This is a genomic window from Microbacterium sp. H83 (assembly GCF_001650405.1).
Lineage (GTDB): Bacteria > Actinomycetota > Actinomycetes > Actinomycetales > Microbacteriaceae > Microbacterium.
Genome location: NZ_LWCU01000001.1, coordinates 279,805 through 297,937, shown reverse-complemented (window position 1 = coordinate 297,937; position 18,133 = coordinate 279,805). Strand labels below are relative to the sequence as shown.

Sequence of the window (18,133 nt, the reverse complement as noted above, 5' to 3'; positions counted from 1 at the left end):
GCCGTACTTGGCGCCGCCGCAGCCGTACCCGGCGCCGGGTACGGCTGCGGCGGCGCCGGGTACGGCTGCGGCGGCGCCAAGTACGGCTGCGGGTATCCCTGTCCCTGGAAGGGGTGTGCCGGGTCGTAGCCGACGGTCATGGTGGTCCACTCGGGAGCCTGCGTGGGCGGGGGTGCGCTGGTCACCGCACGGGCGGGATCGACGACGAACGGATCGCCGAGCTGCTCCTCCGACCAGCCGAGGTCGCGGCGCTCGACGTGGCTGATGAGCGCCTGGTCGAGGCCCTCGTACCGCATCCTGCTGTCCAGGTAGACCAGGGTGCCCGCTGTGCTCTGCACCACCAGAGTGATCGCCTGCAGCACGAGCAGGAGGATCTGCGGGGCGAGGAGCGCGAAGACGAAGCCCATGACGGCGCCGGTGTCCATCGAGCCCGTCGGTGCGATGACGGTGCCGAGCATCGAGCTCAGCAGCGAGACCGGCAGGCTCACCATCTGCATGGCGATGCCCATGATCGCCCCGATCAGGAAGGTGACGCCCCACGCGATCCAGAAGCGCCCCCTCGTGAGCCGCCACGACCGCACCAGCGCCTCGCGGAACGTCGCACGCTCGAGCACGAGGATCGACGGCACGAGGAGCAGCTTCGTCGTCAGCCAGACCATGAGGGGGATCGTCGCGAGGACGATCAGCACCACGAGGATCACGATGCCGCCGATCGCCTCCGCGGAACCGCCGAGGCCCCCGGCCACGAACGCCGCGATGATGAGAAAGAGGACGACGATCACGCCGAAGATGAAGATGACCGACAGGGAGGCGAACGCCGCGAGCCGCCAGAACGACGGCACCATCCGACGCCAGAGGGTCCCGAGGGTCGCCTTGATCCCGATCGACGCGTACCCGATCTCGGCGGCGACCACGCCCTGCATGAGCGCGGTGAAGGCGATAGAGGCGAGTCCTACGGCGAGACCCGCGACGATGTTCATCGCGATGGTGCCCGCGAAGACGGCCTCGAAGTCGGGGGAGGCGGGCGACAGCGACTCGAGCCGCGTGAAGGTCGTCACGAAGACGAAGCCCATCACGGTCGCGCTGAGCACGACGACCGCCAGCTGGATCACGACGCCGAATCCGAAGAGGACCTTGGGGTTGTGTCGCAGTGCCGAGAAGGAGCGTCCCAGCAGCATCCCGAACGTCAGCGGATGCAGGGGGATGATGCCCCTCTTCGGGGCAGGGGTCCACGTCTGGCCGGTCACCGGCACTCCCTCCGTCGTGCGCTCCCATCGTGTCACAACACTCGGGTGATCCGCAGACATGGGCGGGTGGTACTGAGTGCCATAAGGTAACAGTTATGACCTCACGCATCCTTGTGGTCGACGACGACACCGCGCTCGCCGAGATGATCGGCATCGTGCTGCGCACGGAGGGCTTCGAGCCGGTGTTCTGCGCGGACGGGGCGCGTGCTGTGGAGGAGTGGCGCACGCAGCGGCCCGACCTCGTGCTGCTCGACCTCATGCTGCCCGGCATGGACGGGATCGAGATCTGCACCCGCATCCGTGCGGAGTCGGGGGTGCCCATCATCATGCTCACCGCGAGGAGCGACACCGCCGACGTGGTCAGGGGGCTCGAGGTCGGAGCGGACGACTACATCGTCAAGCCGTTCAATCCGAAGGAGCTCGTCGCCCGCATCCGCACGCGGCTGCGCCCCGCACCGCAGACGGTGGGGGAGCAGCTCCGCGTCGGCGATCTGACCGTCGACGTCGACGCGCACGAGGTGCGCCGCGGCACGGCGCCGATCGCGCTGACTCCGCTGGAGTTCCAGCTTCTCGTCGCGCTCGCGTCCAAGCCGCAGCAGGTCTTCTCCCGGGAGATGCTGCTCGAGCAGGTCTGGGGCTATCACTACAAGGCCGACACCCGCCTGGTGAACGTGCACGTCCAGCGGCTGCGGGCGAAGGTGGAGCTCGATCCCGACAACCCCAAGATCGTGATGACCGTACGCGGCGTCGGCTACCGCGCCGGGAGTGCGGGCTAACAGCGCCATGGCCGCCACGACAGCGACCACCACGGCGGTCGCTGTCCTTCGCGACTGGCGCGGTTGGCCGACGGTGCTCGGAGCGCTCTGGCGGCGATCCCTGCGTTTCCGGACGCTCACGATCACCCTCCTCCTCACTTCCACGGCGATCCTCATCACGTGCGTCACGATGGCGCTGGTGATCCAGACGGACCTCTTCGAGTCGCGCAAGAAGGATGCTCTCGAGGACGCCGCGCGCGCCGTCAACCAGGCGCAGACGACCCTGGACTCGGCCGCGCTCGGGGACGACGCGGGCGCGCTGGTCGAGCTCTGGGACAGCGTCCAGGAGGACCTCGGCCGCAACTCCACGGCCGAGGGTCTCGCGGGCCGCCGGATCAACGTCGGACTGGACGCCGTCTCGCTGAACGGCTTCACCGCCGGTCTCAGCTTCAACTCGGTCAGCCCCAACCTGAGCAACCGCGTGGTGCAGTTCGACGACTGGCAGTCGTGGCAGTCGGTGTCGCTGGAGATCGGCGGGCGCTCCGTCCCAGGGATCATCGTCGGACAGCAGCTGCAGGTGCCGGAGGCGGGCCCGTTCGAGGTCTACTTCGCCTACGACCTGGCCGATGCCGACAACACCCTCACGTTCGTCCAGCGCACGCTGTGGATCGCCGGCATCGGGCTCGTCGCGATCGTGGCGGCGATCTCCTTCATCGTGCTCCGCACCGTGTCGACGCCGATCGTCGAGGCCGCCGAGACGAGCGCCCGACTCGCCGCCGGCGACCTCGCGGTGCGCATCGACGTGCACGGAGAGGACGAGATCGCCACGCTCGGTCGCTCCTTCAATGCGATGGCCGACAGCATCGAGTCCCAGATCAAGGAGCTCGGCGAGCTCTCGCTCGTGCAGCAGCGCTTCGTGTCCGACGTCTCGCACGAACTGCGCACCCCGCTCACGACGATCCGCCTCGCGGCCGACATGCTCAACGACCAACGGGCGGAGTTCGATCCGACGACGGCGCGCACGACAGAGCTTCTGCACACCCAGGTGCAGCGATTCGAGACGCTCCTCTCCGACCTGCTGGAGATCAGCCGCTACGACGCGGGGTCGGTGCAGCTCGAGCTCGAGGCGACGAGCCTCGCCCACCTCGCCGAGGACATCATCGAGCAGATGAAGCCCCTCGCCGACGGGCGGGGCACCGAGCTGCGACTCGTCGCGCCCGGGGGGTACTCGCCCGTCGACATGGACCCGCGGCGCGTGCGACGGGTCCTCCGCAACCTCATCGGCAACGCCATCGAGCACGGTGAGGGGCGCCCTGTCGTCGTCACCGTCGACAGCAATCAGCACGCGGTCGCCGCCGGGGTGCGCGACTTCGGTCTGGGGATGGACCCCGTCGACGCGGAACGGGTGTTCGACCGCTTCTGGCGGGCCGATCCGTCCCGGCAGCGCACGATCGGCGGCACCGGGCTCGGGCTGTCGATCGCCCTGGGTGACGCCACGCTGCACGGAGGCGTTCTCGCGGTCTGGTCGGAGCTCGGGGTCGGCTCGAACTTCGTGCTGACCCTGCCGCGCCGGGGCGGGCTCCTCGACGGGCCTTCGCCGATCCCGATCGAGCCGCAGGAGCCTCTCGCAGGGATCGGCGACGCGACGCAGCCGATCCAGCTCGCCGATCTGCCGGCCGAGCTCTTCGACCGGGGGAGCCTCGAATGACGTCTCGCGGATCGCGCGCTCTGCGCGGACTGGCGGTCGCGGTGGCCGCGCTGCTGCTGACGGCGTGCACCGGACTGCCGACGACGGGCGACGTGCAGCCCGGACTGGCCCTCGGCGCCTCCCCGGAGGATCCGGACTTCCTCCCTCTCGCCTCCGGCCCGGTGGACGGGGCGGGTCCCGCGGCCATCGTCGAGGGGTTCATGGAGGCGGCGATCACGCCGGCGGACAACTGGGACACCGCCCGCGGGTTCCTCACGCCGGAGCTCGCGGCGACGTGGCGCCCCAACACCGGGGTGTCGATCGACGTGAGCGCGGCCACGCGCTCCTTCGCCTCGAGCCTCGAGGAGGACGCCGAGTCGGAGGACGGCGATACGGCCGATGTGCGGGTGCGCTTCGATCAGGTCGCGAGCGTCGACGCGACGGGGGCGTACGCCGAGGAGTCCAGCGCCTCCAACTCCGCGTTCGTCGTGACGCGTCGGGACGGGCAGTGGCGCATCGCCGAGGCGCCGGACGGAGTGGTCATCGACGAATCGCGCTTCTCGCGCGTGTACGACGACTACGCGCTGCAGTACTACGACCAGACCTGGGAGCGGCTGGTGCCCGATGTGCGGTGGTATCCGCGTCGCGCCACCATCGCGACGACGATCACGCAGTCGCTGATCGGGGGAGCGCCGAGCCCCTGGCTCGACCCCGCGGTGCAGAGCGCGTTCCCGCCCGGTGTGCAGCTCGCGAGGGACGCCGTGCCGATCGATCTCGACCAGGTGGCCGATGTGGCGCTGAACCGTGCCGCGGCGAGCCTCGACGCGACGACGCTCGCGCGGATGCGCACCCAGCTGCAGGCCACCCTGGTGGCGGCGGGTCTGCAGATCAGCCAGGTGCGCTTCAGCGTCGACGGGCGGGCGATCGACGCCGGAGTGGTCAAGCTCGTCGAGGAGCCGACCGAGAGCGGCAGCCTCGTCCTCAAGGCCGGCGAGTTCGGCGCCGTCGTCGGCGGGGAGGTCACGCCGATCCCGGGGGTGACCGACGAGATCCTGGCCATCCCGCAGCAGATCCTCTCGATCGACGTGGCGGTCGACGACTCGCACGCCGCCGTCCAGCTCGCCGACGGGCACGTGTACCTCGCCGGTGACGGGACGTTCGACGAGCTCGATCAGCGCGCGGGACTGGTGCGTCCGTCGCTCGATCCGCTCGACTACACCTGGTCGGTGCCGGGGGGAGAGCCGTCCGGACTGCAGGCGATCGGCAGCGACGTCGTGGCGCGTCAGGTCGCCGGGGCCTGGCCGGAGGCATCCCAGGTCTCCGCCCTCCGCGTCTCATCGGACGGTGCGCGCGTCGCCGCGGTGATCGTGGTCGGGGGTGAGCGCTGGCTCGTGATCTCCTCCGTCGTCCGAGATGACGCGGGCGTCCCGGTCGAGCTCGGAGAGACCGAGCGCCTCGCGCAGCTCGACGGACCGGTCGCGGGGCTGGTCTGGCTCGGCGCGGACCGGCTGGGGCTCCTCAGCGCGGGGGAGGACCGCGTCGTGCGCACGCAGATCGTCGGCGGCCCCGGCGCCGCGGAGGCTGCGCCGACGGGTGCGGTGTCGATCGCCGGTTCGCGCGCCGCGGCGGGGGTGCGGGTGCTGGGCGCCGAAGGCGCGGTCTTCGCCAGGAGCGGGTCGGCCTGGAGCGAGTCCACCGTCGGCGTGATCGTGCTGGCCACGAGGGCGGGCCGCTGACGGATCGCCTCTCCCAAGGCGCGATCCGCACGTCCTGCTCACAGTCGTCGGCGTCGGTACTGCGCGCGGGGGTGCGGCGTGCGCGGATCGGCGAGCATCGTCGGATGCCGTCGATCAGTCCCGTCCGCGCTCTCGGCGAAGAGCTCCTGTCCTTCCTGCTGGCCGCGTGCTGTGCCGGCTGCCAGCAGCCCGAGACGCTGCTCTGCGCCGACTGTCTCGACGAGCTCCGCCCCCGACCGGTCTCGGTGCGGACGCCGGCCGGACTGGCGGTGCGGGCTGCGCTGCCGTTCGAGTCGGTGGCCGCGCGCTGCATCCGGCGGCTGAAGGACGACGGCGAGACCCTGCTCGCCCGGCCGCTGGGGCGTGCGCTCGCCGTGACCCTTCACGAGGCACACGCGGAGGCCGACGGCATGCTCACCGTTCCGGTGCCCACGTCGAGGTCCTCCTTCCGTCGTCGTGGGTATCGGGTTCCCGAGCTGCTCCTGCGCAGAGCCGGGGCACCGGCGACGCGACTGCTCTCCGTCGCGCGCGCCGGCGCCGACCAGAGGGACCTGGATGCCACGCAGCGGGCGCACAACGTCCACGGTCGGATGCGCTCCGTCGGGAGCGGCCTGGGACAGCCGGTGGTGCTCGTGGACGACATCGTCACCACCGGCTCCACCCTGGATGAAGCGGCCAGGGCGCTGGACGCCGCCGGGTTCCGGGTCGTGACGGCGGTGACGCTCGCGGCCACGCCACGTCACAGCGAACGCACCGTTAACACATGGGGGACACGGAGTAAATGACTCGTGACATCCGTCTGCATGCGGACTACGGTTGGGGGTCACAAGGCGACCACGGTCCGCCCTTGGCCGGGTGGACCGGGACAAGGAGGCAGCAATGGAAACGAGCATCGTCGGCGTCGGAGTGGGTATCACCGATCGCTTCCGAACCGTTGTCGAGGAGAAGATCGCCAGGGTCCAGACGCTTGCAGCGCGAGCGCAGAGACTGGATGTCAAGGTCACCCATCGGGTGTATCGGAACGGCCGCGTTCCGGACGAGACCGTCGAGCTCACGCTCGTCGGCAAGGGTCCGGTCGTCAGGGCGGAGGCCACGGACGGCGACAAGTTCGTCGCCCTCGACTTCGCGGTCGACAAGATGTCGGAGCAGCTGCGTCGGGCGAAGGAGAAGCGTGTCGACGGTCGACAGCATCCTCGCGGCGCGCACTTCGAGAAGGGCAGCGGTGCTCTCGAGGGCATCGACGTGCAGCCCGCGTCGGCGGATGTGCTTCAGGCCGTCGCGACGGGCAGCATCCCCGTCCAGAGCGACGAGGACGAGGTCTACTCGCCTGTCGTCATCCGCACGAAGAGCTTCGACGCGGAGTGGATGACGGTGGAGGAGGCGGTCGATCGCATGGAGCTGGTCGGCCACGACTTCTTCCTCTTCGTCGACGTGCGCACGGATCACCCGAGCGTCGTCTACCGCCGCAAGGGCTGGGACTACGGCGTGATCGCCCTCAGCACGCAGGCGCCGCCCTCCGAGGCTCTCGCGTCCTGACGTCGGACGCAGAGCGGCCCGGTCCTCCACAGGACCGGGCCGCTCTCATGTCGGGGGGCATCGCGAGGATGCGCCTCCGCGACGGATCGCGTCAGTCGAAGATGCCGTCCAGCAGGCTGCCGATCACGAGGCCGCCGAGGATGCCGGAGGCGATGTCGCCGCCGCCACCGCCGCGGCGACCGCCGCCCCACCCGCCGCCGCCCCAGCCATCGCCGCCCCAGCCCTGGTCCTGCGGACGAGCCGAGTCGATGTCCCGCTGAGCGAGCTGCAGTGCCTCCGAGGCCAGGTGGGCGACACGGCGGGCGCTCGCGAGGGCCTGCTCCCGCGTCTCCTCCGCCGGCAGGAGCTCGGGCAGGTCCACGCGCAGGCGCTCGGCCTCCGCGAGCCGCGTGCGCGCGTCGGCCCCGATCCAGCCGCGATGGCCCGCGATGAGTCCGCGGGCCACCCCGAGCTGACGATCCGCGTCGTCGATGGCGTGCTGCACCTGTGCGACGCTCGGCAGTGGATGCTCCGCGCGATGCCGCGCCGTCGCGATGGCGTCGTCGAGAGCTGTGTTCGCCTCGCGGAGCTGGGACAGCTCGGCGAACGGGTCTCCGGGCGATCCCGCGGGAGAGAGCGCACTGAGAGCGCTCTGCAGCGCGGTGACCGCCGCGGCGACGGCCGGCACCTGCGGCGCGGTCCGCGCGGCGATGAGGTCGCTGCGCGAGTCGGCCACGACCTCGGCCAGGGTCGACTCCGCCCTCAGCGCCTCGATCTCGAAATCCTCGACGGCGTCCAGCAGCGCCGAGGCGCGCCGGGTGGCCTCGGTCGCGGTCTCGAGCGCGAGGTTCGCCTCTTCGTTCTGCTTGGCCTCGCGGCGACGCTCGGAGACGTCAGCGCCGTGCGTGGCGAAGGCGATCAGCTGCTCCGCCTCCGCGGCGCTCGCCGTGATCTGGTGCATGGCCGAGTCCGAGTACCGAGCGGACAGGCGCGCGACGGTCTCGTTCGTGTGCGGGATCCGTGTGCTCAGAGCCGCGGCGTCCGCCCGCACCTGAGCGATGATCTCGGGTGCGCGTCGGACCTTCGCGATGGACACGGAGAGAGCCGAGGTCTTCTCGTCCAGCAGATCCTGCGCCCAGTCGCAGAGCTGGACGATGCGCGCGTTGCGGGTGCGCAGCTCCTCCGGGGTGTCCGGGATCTCGTCGTGGTTGAGCTGGTGGAGCTGGAACGCCTCGCGCAGATGCGTGCGCACGGCGCTGAGAGCCTTGCGCAGGTCGCCCGTGAGCGACTCGCCGAGCTCGGCCTCCGCGAAGACGAGCTCGTCGGACGTCGAACGGATCCGCTCGTCGGCGGCCACCAGAGCCTGCTCGGCACGCCGAGCCAGATCGGCATCCTGTGCGGCCAGCTCTTCCTGTTCGCGCTTGCGTCTGCCCCATATTCCAGCCATAGGACCGATCCTAGTTTCCTCGGCGAGCACGCTGGCTGTGCATCCGCTCCAGGCGAACGGAATCAGACCAGAGCGGCGTCGATCGACTTGGCCGGGCGTCCTCGTTTGGGGCGATCGGGGTTGAGCTCGAGAGCCAGGGTGTGCTGAGGGTGATCGGTGAGGCGCTGCTGCACGTGGTCGAGCCACCGGAGCTCCGCGTCCGCGCTGAACAGCATCCCGTCCAGCACGAGCGAACGGGCGAGGCCCTCCGGGCTCTCGTCCTCCCCTGACTCGCGGAGTCGTCGCAGCACGTCGCGATGACGCGAGGACGCGTCGCGCTGCGCGTCGACGACCGCCGCCACGTCCGCGCCCGGAAGCGTGGCGGCGACGGCCACCTTGATCGCGAGCTCGTCCCGCGTCGCCTGCCCGCGCTCGACCGCCGTGGCGAGCCACCGCTCGACCTCGAGCGACCCCGCGTCGGTGATCTCCCAATACACGTGGCCCCGTTCGTCGGCGGTGCCGCGCGACACCAGCGCGTCGCGCTCGAGTCGTTCGAGCGTGTTGTAGATCTGTCCCACGTTCAGCGGCCACACCGAGCCGGTGCGTCGATCGAACTCGTGCCGCAGCTGATAGCCGTAGCAGGGACCCTGCGCGAGGATCGCGAGCAGACTCTGGCGCACCGACATGACGACCTCCTGTGTCGTCGCCAATATATACATACCGGGAAAGGTCGGGCGGCGCGCCATGCAGGCGACGTGCAGGTCACGGCCCGGTAACATGACAAGGTATGTCTGGTGCGCGCCCGATCGGGGGCGGTGCCGGAACCACCGACAGGGAGATGACATCTGTGGCCAACCCTCTTGAGAAGCTGCTGCGCGCCGGAGAAGGGCGGGTCATCCGTCGCCTGAACCAGGTGGTGAAGGCCGTGAACGCGCTGGAAGAGGACATCTCCAAGCTCACGGACGACGAGCTGCGCAACGAGACGGTGGAGCTGCGTGAGCGCTACGCCAAGGGGGAGACCCTCGACCAGCTCATGCCGGAGGCGTTCGCAGCGGTGCGCGAGGCGGCCAGGCGCACGCTCGGCATGCGCGCCTACGACGTCCAGATCATGGGCGGCGCGGCGCTCCACCTCGGCAACATCGCCGAGATGAAGACCGGTGAGGGCAAGACTCTGGTCGCCACGTTCCCCGCATACCTCAACGCGATCGCCGGCGAGGGCGTGCACGTCATCACCGTCAACGACTTCCTCGCGAACTATCAGGCCGAGCTCATGGGTCGCGTCTACCGCGCGCTCGGGATGACCACGGGCATCATCGTCTCGGGGCAGACGCCGGCGGTGCGCCGCGAGCAGTACGCCGCCGACATCACGTACGGGACCAACAACGAGTTCGGCTTCGACTACCTGCGCGACAACATGGCGTGGCGCAAGGACGACCTCGTGCAGCGGTCGCACTTCTTCGCGGTGGTCGACGAGGTCGACTCGATCCTCATCGACGAGGCCCGCACCCCGCTGATCATCTCGGGTCCGTCGTCGGGCGAGGCCAACCGCTGGTTCGCCGAGTTCGCGAAGATCGCCCGCACCCTCGAGGCCGGGGTCGACTACGAGGTCGACGAGAAGAAGCGCACCGTCGGCGTGCTGGAGCCCGGGATCGAGAAGGTCGAGGACTACCTCGGCATCGACAACCTCTACGAGTCGGCGAACACCCCGCTCATCTCGTTCCTCAACAACTCGATCAAGGCGCTGGCCCTGTTCAAGAAGGACACCGACTACGTCGTGATGAACGACGAGGTCATGATCGTCGACGAGCACACCGGCCGCATCCTGGTCGGCCGCCGGTACAACGAGGGCATCCACCAGGCGATCGAGGCGAAGGAGGGCGTGCCGGTCAAGGCCGAGAACCAGACCCTCGCGACGGTCACGCTGCAGAACTACTTCCGCCTGTACGACAAGCTCTCCGGCATGACGGGTACCGCCGAGACGGAAGCGGCGGAGTTCATGTCGACGTACAAGCTCGGCGTGATCCCGATCCCCACGAACAGGCCCATGATCCGCAAGGACCAGTCGGACCTCGTCTACAAGAACGAGACCGCGAAGTTCGCTCAGGTCGTCGAGGACATCGCCGAGCGTCACGCATCCGGACAGCCGGTGCTCGTGGGCACGGTGAGCGTCGAGAAGAGCGAGTACCTGTCCCGCCTGCTCGCGAAGAAGGGCGTCAAGCACGAGGTGCTGAACGCCAAGAACCACGCTCGGGAAGCCGAGATCGTCGCACGTGCGGGTCGTCTGGGAGCGGTCACCGTCGCCACGAACATGGCCGGCCGTGGAACCGACATCATGCTCGGCGGCAACGCCGAGTTCCTCGCCGTGCAGGAGCTCAAGAGCAAGGGACTGGATCCCGTCGAGACGCCCGACGAGTACGAGGTCGCCTGGGACGAGACCTACGAGTCGATGAAGGGCGTGGTCGCCGAGGAGGCGGAGAAGGTCATCGACGCCGGCGGTCTGTACGTCCTCGGCACCGAGCGCCACGAGTCCCGACGCATCGACAACCAGCTGCGCGGCCGTTCCGGTCGTCAGGGCGACCCGGGCGAGAGCCGCTTCTACCTCAGCCTCACCGACGACCTGATGCGTCTGTTCCAGTCGGGCGCGGCCGAGGCGATCCTGTCGCGCACCAACTTCCCCGACGACGTCCCCATCGAGTCCGGCCTGGTGTCGCGGGCGATCCGCAGCGCGCAGTCCCAGGTGGAGTCCCGCAACGCCGAGATGCGCAAGAACGTCCTGAAGTACGACGACGTCCTGAACCGCCAGCGCGAGGCGATCTACGCCGACCGCCGCCACATCCTGCAGGGCGACGACATCGCCGACCGCGTGCAGCACTTCATCGAGGATGCGATCAGCGGCGTCGTGCGCGACCACACCGGCGAAGGACACAACGAGAGCTGGGACTTCGACGCGCTCTGGACCGAGCTCAAGACGCTCTACCCGGTGAACGTCACGATCGACGAGGTCGTGTCCGAGGCCGCCGGACGCAAGGGCGGCATCACGGCGGACGGGCTCACGCGCGAGCTGCTCTCCGACGCCAAGATCGCCTACGAGGCTCGCGAGCAGTCCCTCGGCGAGGCGGCGACGCGCGAGCTCGAGCGTCGCGTCGTCCTCCAGGTGCTCGACCGGCGTTGGCGCGATCACCTCTACGAGATGGACTACCTCAAGGACGGCATCGGCCTGCGAGCGATGGCTCAGCGCGACCCGCTCATCGAGTATCAGCGCGAGGGCTATGCGATGTTCCAGTCGATGATGGGGCAGATCAAGGAGGAGTCCGTCGGCTACCTCTACAACCTCGAGGTCGAGGTCCGTCGGGCCGGTGACTCCGAGACCGCCGAGGTCGAGGCGAAGGGGCTGTCCGAGGGCGCGAGCGAGCAGCGGCTCGAGTACTCCGCGGCCAACGACGCCGGCGAGGTCGAAGTGCGCAACGAGCGCGGCCAGGTGCAGCAGGCGGCCACCGATCGCCTGCGCCAGGCGGCGGCACGCACCGCGCAGCCCGAGCAGGCGGAGACGGAGCAGCCGGCACGGGGCGCCTTCGGGCAGCGGACCGAGGCCGCGGCGCCCGCCGCCGGGAACCGCGAGCAGCGTCGCGCTCAGACCAAGAAGAAGAAGTAGCTGGTCCTGACGAGAGGGGCCGATCCGTGTGGATCGGCCCCTCTCGTCGTCGCTGTAGGCTTGCGCAATGACACCATCGCGCCACTTCGACCAGTCGTCGAAGCTCAAGAACGTCCTGTACGAGATCCGTGGAAACACGCTCGTCGAGGCGGCGCGACTCGAGGCAGAGGGTCATCGGATCCTCAAGCTCAACACGGGGAATCCGGCCATCTTCGGCTTCGAGGCCCCCCACCAGATCGTCCACGACATGCTCGCGGCGCTTCCGTCCGCTCATGGGTACAGCGACAGCAAGGGGATCGTCTCCGCGCGCCGCGCCGTGGTCAGCCGCTACGAGGAGATCGAGGGCTTCCCGCGCTTCGACCCGGAGGACGTGTTCCTCGGGAACGGCGTCTCCGAGCTCATCACGATGACGATGCAGGCGCTGCTCGACGAGGGCGACGAAGTGCTCATCCCCGCGCCCGACTATCCGCTCTGGACCGCCATGACGAGCCTGGCGGGCGGGACGCCCGTGCACTACCTGTGCGACGAGAACGACGGCTGGCAGCCCGACCTCGAGGACATCCGCTCGAAGATCACGCCCCGCACCAAGGCGATGGTGATCATCAATCCGAACAATCCGACAGGTGTCGTGTACTCCCGCGAGATCCTGGAGGGCATGGTGCAGATCGCTCGGGAGCACGAGCTGCTGCTGCTCTCGGACGAGATCTACGATCGGATCCTCTTCGACGACGCGGTGCACATCCCCACCGCCACACTGGCTCCGGATCTGCTCTGCCTGACGTTCAACGGACTGTCGAAGACCTATCGCGTCGCGGGCTACCGCTCGGGGTGGCTCGTCATCACGGGGCCTCAGGCGCACGCGAAGGGCTTCCTCGAAGGCATCAACCTGCTCGCCTCGACCCGGCTGTGCCCCAACGTCCCCGCCCAGCACGCGGTGCAGGCCGCCCTGAGCGGTGTGCAGTCGATCGACGCACTGATCGCCTCGACCGGTCGGCTGCACGAGCAGCGTGACATCGCCTGGGAGGGGCTCGAGTCGATCCCCGGTGTCTCCTGCGTCAAGCCGAAGGGCGCGCTGTACGCGTTCCCACGCCTGGACCCGGAGGTCCATGAGATCCGCGACGACGCCCGGCTGGTGTACGACCTCCTGGTCTCCGAGCACATCCTGCTCGTACAGGGCACCGGGTTCAACTGGCCGGCGCCCGATCACCTCAGACTCGTCACTCTGCCCGAGCCGCGGGTGCTCGCAGAAGCCGTCGAGCGCCTCGGGAATTTCCTGGCGAGCTATCGCCAGTAGCGCTCGGCGTCGGCACCGGGCGCGATGAGACCAGGGTGCGGACGGCCGCGACGAACGACGAGCGCGGAGTGACGTCCGCCATCGGCCGGGCGTGGAGCAGCGCGGCATCCGCCGCCCGCTGATCGAGCGGCACGAAGGTGACGTCGGTGATCCCGGCGAATCGATCGAGCGTCCGCCTGATCTGTCCCCGGGCGTCGAGGCCCAGCGGGCCGGGGCGAAGACGATTGACGACCACGCGGACGGGGGTCGAGACCGACAGGCGTCGAAGCTCCGCGTGGTCCCGGAGGAAGCGGCTGATGCCGAGCGGGTCCGCGGACGCGACCGCGATGATGGCATCCGCCTCCTGCAGCGCCGAGACGGTCGCTGCATGGCGTCTCGGGCCGGTGAGGTCGTAGGTGGCCTCGTCGTCGGCGTCGAAGGCGCTGGCGACGTCGACGACGGTCTCCTCCGCCCACGTCCGACAGACCTGAAGCGCCGACCTCAGACGGGTCGCCGACAGCTCGGGCCACCGCGATGGACGGTTGATGCCGCCGAGGACCTCGACCGCACCGGCTCCTGTCTCGATCGTCGTCGACAGCCGTGAGAGCTCCGTCGCGTCCAGCGCGCCGATCTCCGCGCGGCGACAGGCGGCCGCGATCCCCGGCGCCTCGTCGCCCAGTCCGAGCAGGAGCGCCAGCGACGGGGCGACCGTGTCCGCGTCGACGAGCGCGGTGCGCCGCCCCGCCCTCGCCAGCTCGACCGAGAGCTGGATCGCCAGAGTGGAGCGGCCCGGTGCGCCCTGGGGTCCCCACACGACGGTGACGCCGTGAGGTGCCGACGCGGTGGCGGAAGGGGAGGAGCGGACGTCCGCGGACAGCATCGCCGCGACCTCCCAGCCCGTTGCGCCCTCCGGCAGTGCCGGCGGCAGACCGTATCGTGCGAGGAGTCTGCTCTCGCCGTGGCCGACCGGTACGATCCGCACGCCCGCCCTGTCGCACATCGTGATGAGCGCCGGAGCGAGCACGCTCCTGTCGGCGGGGACGACGAGCGCCTGGGCACCTTCCGGAAGCGGCAGGATGCCGTCGGGACGCACGACGGCGATGACGTGCAGGCCCTCGATCTCGAGCTCGGTGGCGAGATGCGACGCCCGAGGCTCGGGCAGGGCCACCACGACCGCGGTCACGGGGCGACGCCGATCGGGACGACCGAGAGCAGCGAGCCCCCGGTCACCGCGGCGAGGACGTCGGCGACCTCGGCACGATCGACGACCAGCTCGACGGACGTCCCCTCTGCGGCGAGGACGCCGTCGGCCGTCGTCACGGAGGCGACCGTGGCGTCGGCGACGAGGAGCCGAGGCGCGTCCGCGGCTCCGCTCTCGTCGATCGGCGGAGCATGCCACAGCTCGACGACGGTCCCGGTCCGGACCTGGGCCGGGATGCCCGTGCTGCTCTCCACCACGACCGTGGTCGTGCGGCCGGCAGAGGCATCCGCGGCGGCCTGCGCGGCGAGCATCTCCCCGTTCGACAGGGTTCGCGCCGCGATCAGGCCGGGGACGAGATCCTGCGGTGCGAGGTACTCGTCGACGAGCGTGCCGAGGTTCACCTCGACGACCTGGAAGTCACCCGAGACGAGCGCCTCTCCCCGCACGATGGTGCGGGTCGCCTGGAGCACCGGCGAGGTGACGGAGGCAGACGAGACGACCAGCCACACGCCGCCCATGGAGAGGGCGACCAGCACGATCCCGATCAGGAAGCGGGTGTCGCCCCAGACGACGCGGCCACGGCGAGCGACGGTGTTCATGCGGCTATGGTCACAGATGCCGGCGCCCACGCGCGGGAGTTATCCACAGCGCCGTCCGGGGCTGGGCGGGTCGGCGGCTTCGCGGCAGAATGGGGACATGACCCGCCCGCTTCCCGCCGCTCAGCGCTTCCTGGCGCCGGCGCAGGTCGCGGAACTGCTCAGCATCGAGGTCGACGAGGTGGTCGAGCTCGTGTATCAAGGGCGTCTGCGCGGCTCCAAGCTCGGCTCTCCCGCACGCTGGCGCATCGAGGAGTCCAGTCTGTCGGAGTACCTCGCCGAGCAGTCCGAGGAGGCACGGCGCATGGCCCTGTGGCGGCAGGCGAACGAGGCGAGCTTCCCGGAGGTCTGGGGCGCCTCCCGCGCTCACGGCATCTGATCGCCGAGGGCCTGCACCGACACGAGGGCGCTGAACGGCAGAACCCGGAATCCGCGCACGGCACCGGCGAGCCTCGCCTCGCCGGGATCATGCAGGGCGAGATCGAGATGGTCCGCGCCCGCCCGGTCGATGGTGCCGTGCAGATCAGGACCGTCCATGCCGACGATCCTGACGGGCACCCTCCGTCGCGCCAGGTCGCGCAGGACGAACCCGAGGCTCATCCGCTCGCGGAGGTCGGCGCTCGGCGCCTCGCCCTCCTCCAGGCTGGCGAGGAGCAGGCCCTGCTCGAGCGTGAGCCCCCGAATCGCCGCGAGCGGGAACAGACGCGTGGTCCGCGCGGTCGAGACGCCCTCGGCCTCGATCACCGCCGCCGCCACCCAGTCGGCCCCGAGGGCATGCAGACGTGAGCGCACCCGTCTGTCCCCCGGGAGATCCACCGTGACCGGAGCGCTCACCGCGCACAGGGTGCGGAGCCGGCTGCGCAGGTCGAGACGCGAGATGCGCAGCCGCTCCGATTCGGCGTCCAGCGCCGCGCGCTCGCTCTCCCACTCCGACGCCAGCTGTCCCTCGAGGTCTTCGAACAGGCGATCCCAGTGCACCGACCCACCGTACGTGCACGCGAGGCGGGGATGTACGAGTTATCCACATTCCTTGCCGATCTCGCGGAGAAGCCCTCTCGGCGCGTGCTCTACTGAGCCGATTCCGCCCCGACCGAGAGTGCCGCCGATGACGCTTCATGAGTACTTCGCACCGCAGCCGACGCCGTCCGCCGAACTGCCGGACCCGCATCCGCTGCTCCACAGCCTCACCCACGGCGTGCTCGAGGTGCTCGCCGGGGTGCGGGAGGTCGACCAGCTCGCCCGGTGGTTCAACGAGGACTCGTATCGCAACCTGGTGGCTCGGGCGAACCTGTCGGCGAGGGCCCGCAGCGCACGCGGTGTGCCGCCCGCACGACCGACCTTCGAGATACGTTCCATCCGCGTCTCCGAGCCCGCGGACGGCAAGGTCGAGGCGGTGGTCGTCGTCGCAGGGCCGGGTCGCACCCGGGCCGTGGCGATCCGACTGGAAGGCTTCGACCGGCGGTGGCGTGCGACGTCCCTGGCCGTCCTCTGAAGCGGAGCGCTCTAGGCTGGTGGGGTGTCCACCCTCAGTGATCTCGCGCATGCCCAGGGCCTGTTGGCCGACGACGATGTGGAATGGCTGCACCGCCTCGCGGGCGACGGCCAGCTCCTCGCGGATCTCGCCTCGGCGGACATCGTGGTCTGGGTCCAGACGGAGGACGGATCCTTCATCGCCGTCGCGCACGCGCGTCCGAGTGGAGCGGCGACGCTCTTCTACCGGGACATCGTGGGCGAGCGCGTCCGACCGCAGTGGAGGACCCAGGTCCAGGGCGCCTTCGAGTCGGCCCAGATCGTGGACTCCTCGTCGCCGGACTGGTTCGAGGAGACGCCGACCAGGGTGCGCGCCGTTCCCATCGTCAGCGAGCGACAGGGCGGTCAGCGCCCGGCATCCGTGATCGGCGTCGTGACCCGGCACACGAACCTCGGCGAGGCCAGGACGCCCTCGCGACAGCAGATCACCTTCGACGAATGCGCGAACGACCTGTTCCGCATGATCGCGGACGGCAGCTTCCCCGACCCCGCCGCGCCGACGTCTCCGCGTCGAGGCGCTCCGCGAGCGTCGGACGGCCTGATCCGCATCGACGTCGACGGGATCACCACGTTCGCGAGTCCCAACGCGCTGTCCGCCTTCAACCGGATGGGCTTCGACGACGAGCTCGAGGGGGAGTCCCTCGCCGAGGTGACCACCCGTCTCGTCCCGCCGTCGCGACAGGTCGACGAGTCGCTGCCGGTGGTCGTGACCGGGCGCGCCCCGTGGCGGACGGACATCGAAGCCCGAGGCGTCACCGTCTCGCTGCGCGCCATCCCGCTCAAGGACCACGGCACGCGCATCGGCGCGATCCTGCTCTGCCGCGACGTCTCGGAGCTGCGCCACCAGGAGCAGGAACTGATCACCAAGGACGCGACGATCCGCGAGATCCACCACCGCGTCAAGAACAACCTCCAGACGGTGGCATCGCTGCTGCGCATCCAGGCGCGTCGCACGCATTCGGACGAGGCGAGGGATGCTCTGACCCAGGCCATGCGCCGGGTCGATTCCATCGCCGTCGTGCACGACACGCTCGCGCAGGGTCTCACGCAGAAGGTCGACTTCGACGAGGTCTTCCACCGTGTGCTCAAGCTCGTCGCCGAGGTCGCCTCTGCGCCCAACACCCGGGCGCGGACACAGTCCACCGGTCGTTTTGGGGTCCTGCCGAGCGAGTACGCGACGCCGCTGGCGCTGGCGCTCACCGAGGTCGTCACGAATGCGGTGGAGCACGGCCTCGCGGGGCAGGAGGGCATCGTGACGATCGATGCCGCCCGCACCGAGGAGAACCTGCGTGTCACGGTGCGCGACACCGGGCACGGGCTGCCGGAGGGCCGGATCGGCCAGGGGCTCGGCACTCAGATCATCCGCACGCTGATCCAGGGCGAACTGGGCGGTTCGATCGAGTGGCGGGGGAGCGAGGGCGACGGCACGGAGGTCGTGATCGACATCCCGCTGCGGTGGCTCACGGCCTGACCCCGGATACACGGAAGGGGCCCGAGACGACGTCTCGGGCCCCT

Annotated in this window: 16 protein-coding genes; 10 read left to right on the top strand and 6 right to left on the bottom strand. The window is 70.0% G+C overall.

The window, feature by feature from the left end:
* On the bottom strand, nucleotides 1–1,247 hold a 1,247-nt coding region (locus A4X16_RS01465; protein ID WP_082914200.1), incomplete at its 3' end, for a hypothetical protein.
* 95 nt (nucleotides 1,248–1,342) lie between these two features.
* Between A4X16_RS01465 and mtrA the strand changes: the two genes are divergently transcribed.
* The 5 genes from mtrA (at nucleotide 1,343) to hpf (ending at nucleotide 6,961) form a co-directional block, all read left to right on the top strand.
* Complete coding sequence (mtrA, locus tag A4X16_RS01460) at nucleotides 1,343–2,023, top strand: MtrAB system response regulator MtrA (protein WP_067115258.1); 681 nt, start codon at nucleotides 1,343–1,345, stop codon at nucleotides 2,021–2,023.
* Nucleotides 2,024–2,030: 7 nt separating this feature from the next.
* On the top strand, nucleotides 2,031–3,710 hold the full coding sequence (gene mtrB / locus A4X16_RS01455) for an MtrAB system histidine kinase MtrB (protein ID WP_067115256.1): 1,680 nt from the start codon (nucleotides 2,031–2,033) through the stop codon (nucleotides 3,708–3,710).
* Nucleotides 3,707–5,425, top strand: a complete 1,719-nt coding sequence (locus A4X16_RS01450; RefSeq protein WP_067115253.1) for a GerMN domain-containing protein — start codon at nucleotides 3,707–3,709, stop codon at nucleotides 5,423–5,425. The genes mtrB and A4X16_RS01450 overlap by 4 nt, the downstream gene beginning before the upstream one ends.
* A gap of 104 nt (nucleotides 5,426–5,529) precedes the next feature.
* Entirely contained in the window at nucleotides 5,530–6,210 is a 681-nt protein-coding gene (locus A4X16_RS01445) for a ComF family protein (RefSeq protein ID WP_067115251.1), read from the top strand.
* A gap of 94 nt (nucleotides 6,211–6,304) precedes the next feature.
* Nucleotides 6,305–6,961 carry a ribosome hibernation-promoting factor, HPF/YfiA family gene (gene hpf, locus A4X16_RS01440; RefSeq protein ID WP_067115249.1) on the top strand — a complete coding sequence of 219 codons (657 nt, stop codon included), beginning with the start codon at nucleotides 6,305–6,307 and terminating at the stop codon, nucleotides 6,959–6,961.
* A 91-nt stretch (nucleotides 6,962–7,052) separates the two neighbouring features.
* On the opposite strand, the gene A4X16_RS01435 is transcribed toward hpf, so the two are convergent.
* Together A4X16_RS01435 and A4X16_RS01430 are read right to left on the bottom strand one after the other, a co-directional pair.
* Nucleotides 7,053–8,387, bottom strand: a complete 1,335-nt coding sequence (locus A4X16_RS01435) for a hypothetical protein (protein ID WP_067115246.1) — start codon at nucleotides 8,385–8,387, stop codon at nucleotides 7,053–7,055.
* Nucleotides 8,388–8,449: 62 nt separating this feature from the next.
* Nucleotides 8,450–9,052, bottom strand: coding sequence for a PadR family transcriptional regulator (locus A4X16_RS01430; protein WP_067115242.1), 603 nt, complete (start codon nucleotides 9,050–9,052; stop codon nucleotides 8,450–8,452).
* A gap of 161 nt (nucleotides 9,053–9,213) precedes the next feature.
* On the opposite strand from A4X16_RS01430, the gene secA reads away from it, so the two are divergent.
* Together secA and A4X16_RS01420 are read left to right on the top strand one after the other, a co-directional pair.
* Nucleotides 9,214–12,018, top strand: coding sequence for a preprotein translocase subunit SecA (secA, locus tag A4X16_RS01425; protein ID WP_067115239.1), 2,805 nt, complete (start codon nucleotides 9,214–9,216; stop codon nucleotides 12,016–12,018).
* Nucleotides 12,019–12,085: 67 nt separating this feature from the next.
* Nucleotides 12,086–13,312 carry a pyridoxal phosphate-dependent aminotransferase gene (locus tag A4X16_RS01420; RefSeq protein WP_067115236.1) on the top strand — a complete coding sequence of 409 codons (1,227 nt, stop codon included), beginning with the start codon at nucleotides 12,086–12,088 and terminating at the stop codon, nucleotides 13,310–13,312.
* On the opposite strand, the gene A4X16_RS01415 is transcribed toward A4X16_RS01420, so the two are convergent.
* Nucleotides 13,236–14,474, bottom strand: coding sequence for an AAA family ATPase (locus tag A4X16_RS01415; protein ID WP_067115233.1), 1,239 nt, complete (start codon nucleotides 14,472–14,474; stop codon nucleotides 13,236–13,238). The two genes, A4X16_RS01420 and A4X16_RS01415, sit on opposite strands and share 77 nt — an antisense overlap.
* Nucleotides 14,471–15,091 carry an SAF domain-containing protein gene (locus A4X16_RS01410; protein ID WP_067115230.1) on the bottom strand — a complete coding sequence of 207 codons (621 nt, stop codon included), beginning with the start codon at nucleotides 15,089–15,091 and terminating at the stop codon, nucleotides 14,471–14,473. The genes A4X16_RS01415 and A4X16_RS01410 overlap by 4 nt, the downstream gene beginning before the upstream one ends.
* A 97-nt stretch (nucleotides 15,092–15,188) precedes the next feature.
* Between A4X16_RS01410 and A4X16_RS01405 the strand changes: the two genes are divergently transcribed.
* Entirely contained in the window at nucleotides 15,189–15,467 is a 279-nt protein-coding gene (locus A4X16_RS01405; RefSeq protein ID WP_067115227.1) for a helix-turn-helix domain-containing protein, read from the top strand.
* Here A4X16_RS01405 and A4X16_RS01400 read toward each other — a convergent pair.
* Entirely contained in the window at nucleotides 15,455–16,066 is a 612-nt protein-coding gene (locus A4X16_RS01400; protein WP_067115225.1) for a hypothetical protein, read from the bottom strand. The genes A4X16_RS01405 and A4X16_RS01400 overlap by 13 nt on opposite strands.
* Before the next feature lie 127 nt (nucleotides 16,067–16,193).
* Here A4X16_RS01400 and A4X16_RS18450 point away from each other — a divergent pair, with 127 nt between their 5' ends.
* A complete protein-coding gene (locus A4X16_RS18450) occupies nucleotides 16,194–16,580 on the top strand; it encodes an Rv3235 family protein (protein ID WP_067115223.1) in 387 nt (128 codons plus the stop codon).
* Nucleotides 16,581–16,604: 24 nt separating this feature from the next.
* The gene (locus A4X16_RS01390) at nucleotides 16,605–18,089 is read left to right on the top strand and encodes a sensor histidine kinase (protein WP_067115221.1); all 1,485 of its coding nucleotides are present in this window, start codon (nucleotides 16,605–16,607) and stop codon (nucleotides 18,087–18,089) included.
* The last annotated feature ends 44 nt before the right edge of the window (nucleotides 18,090–18,133 follow it).

Coding starts and splice junctions, on each gene's coding strand:
- A4X16_RS01450 (WP_067115253.1), top strand. CDS start 3,707: ATGACGTCTCGCGGATCGCGCGCTCTGCGCGGACTGGCGGTCGCGGTG.
- A4X16_RS01435 (WP_067115246.1), bottom strand. CDS start 8,387: ATGGCTGGAATATGGGGCAGACGCAAGCGCGAACAGGAAGAGCTGGCC.
- A4X16_RS01410 (WP_067115230.1), bottom strand. CDS start 15,091: ATGAACACCGTCGCTCGCCGTGGCCGCGTCGTCTGGGGCGACACCCGC.
- A4X16_RS18450 (WP_067115223.1), top strand. CDS start 16,194: ATGACGCTTCATGAGTACTTCGCACCGCAGCCGACGCCGTCCGCCGAA.
- A4X16_RS01405 (WP_067115227.1), top strand. CDS start 15,189: ATGACCCGCCCGCTTCCCGCCGCTCAGCGCTTCCTGGCGCCGGCGCAG.
- mtrA (WP_067115258.1), top strand. CDS start 1,343: ATGACCTCACGCATCCTTGTGGTCGACGACGACACCGCGCTCGCCGAG.
- A4X16_RS01445 (WP_067115251.1), top strand. CDS start 5,530: ATGCCGTCGATCAGTCCCGTCCGCGCTCTCGGCGAAGAGCTCCTGTCC.
- hpf (WP_067115249.1), top strand. CDS start 6,305: ATGGAAACGAGCATCGTCGGCGTCGGAGTGGGTATCACCGATCGCTTC.
- mtrB (WP_067115256.1), top strand. CDS start 2,031: ATGGCCGCCACGACAGCGACCACCACGGCGGTCGCTGTCCTTCGCGAC.
- A4X16_RS01420 (WP_067115236.1), top strand. CDS start 12,086: ATGACACCATCGCGCCACTTCGACCAGTCGTCGAAGCTCAAGAACGTC.
- A4X16_RS01430 (WP_067115242.1), bottom strand. CDS start 9,052: ATGTCGGTGCGCCAGAGTCTGCTCGCGATCCTCGCGCAGGGTCCCTGC.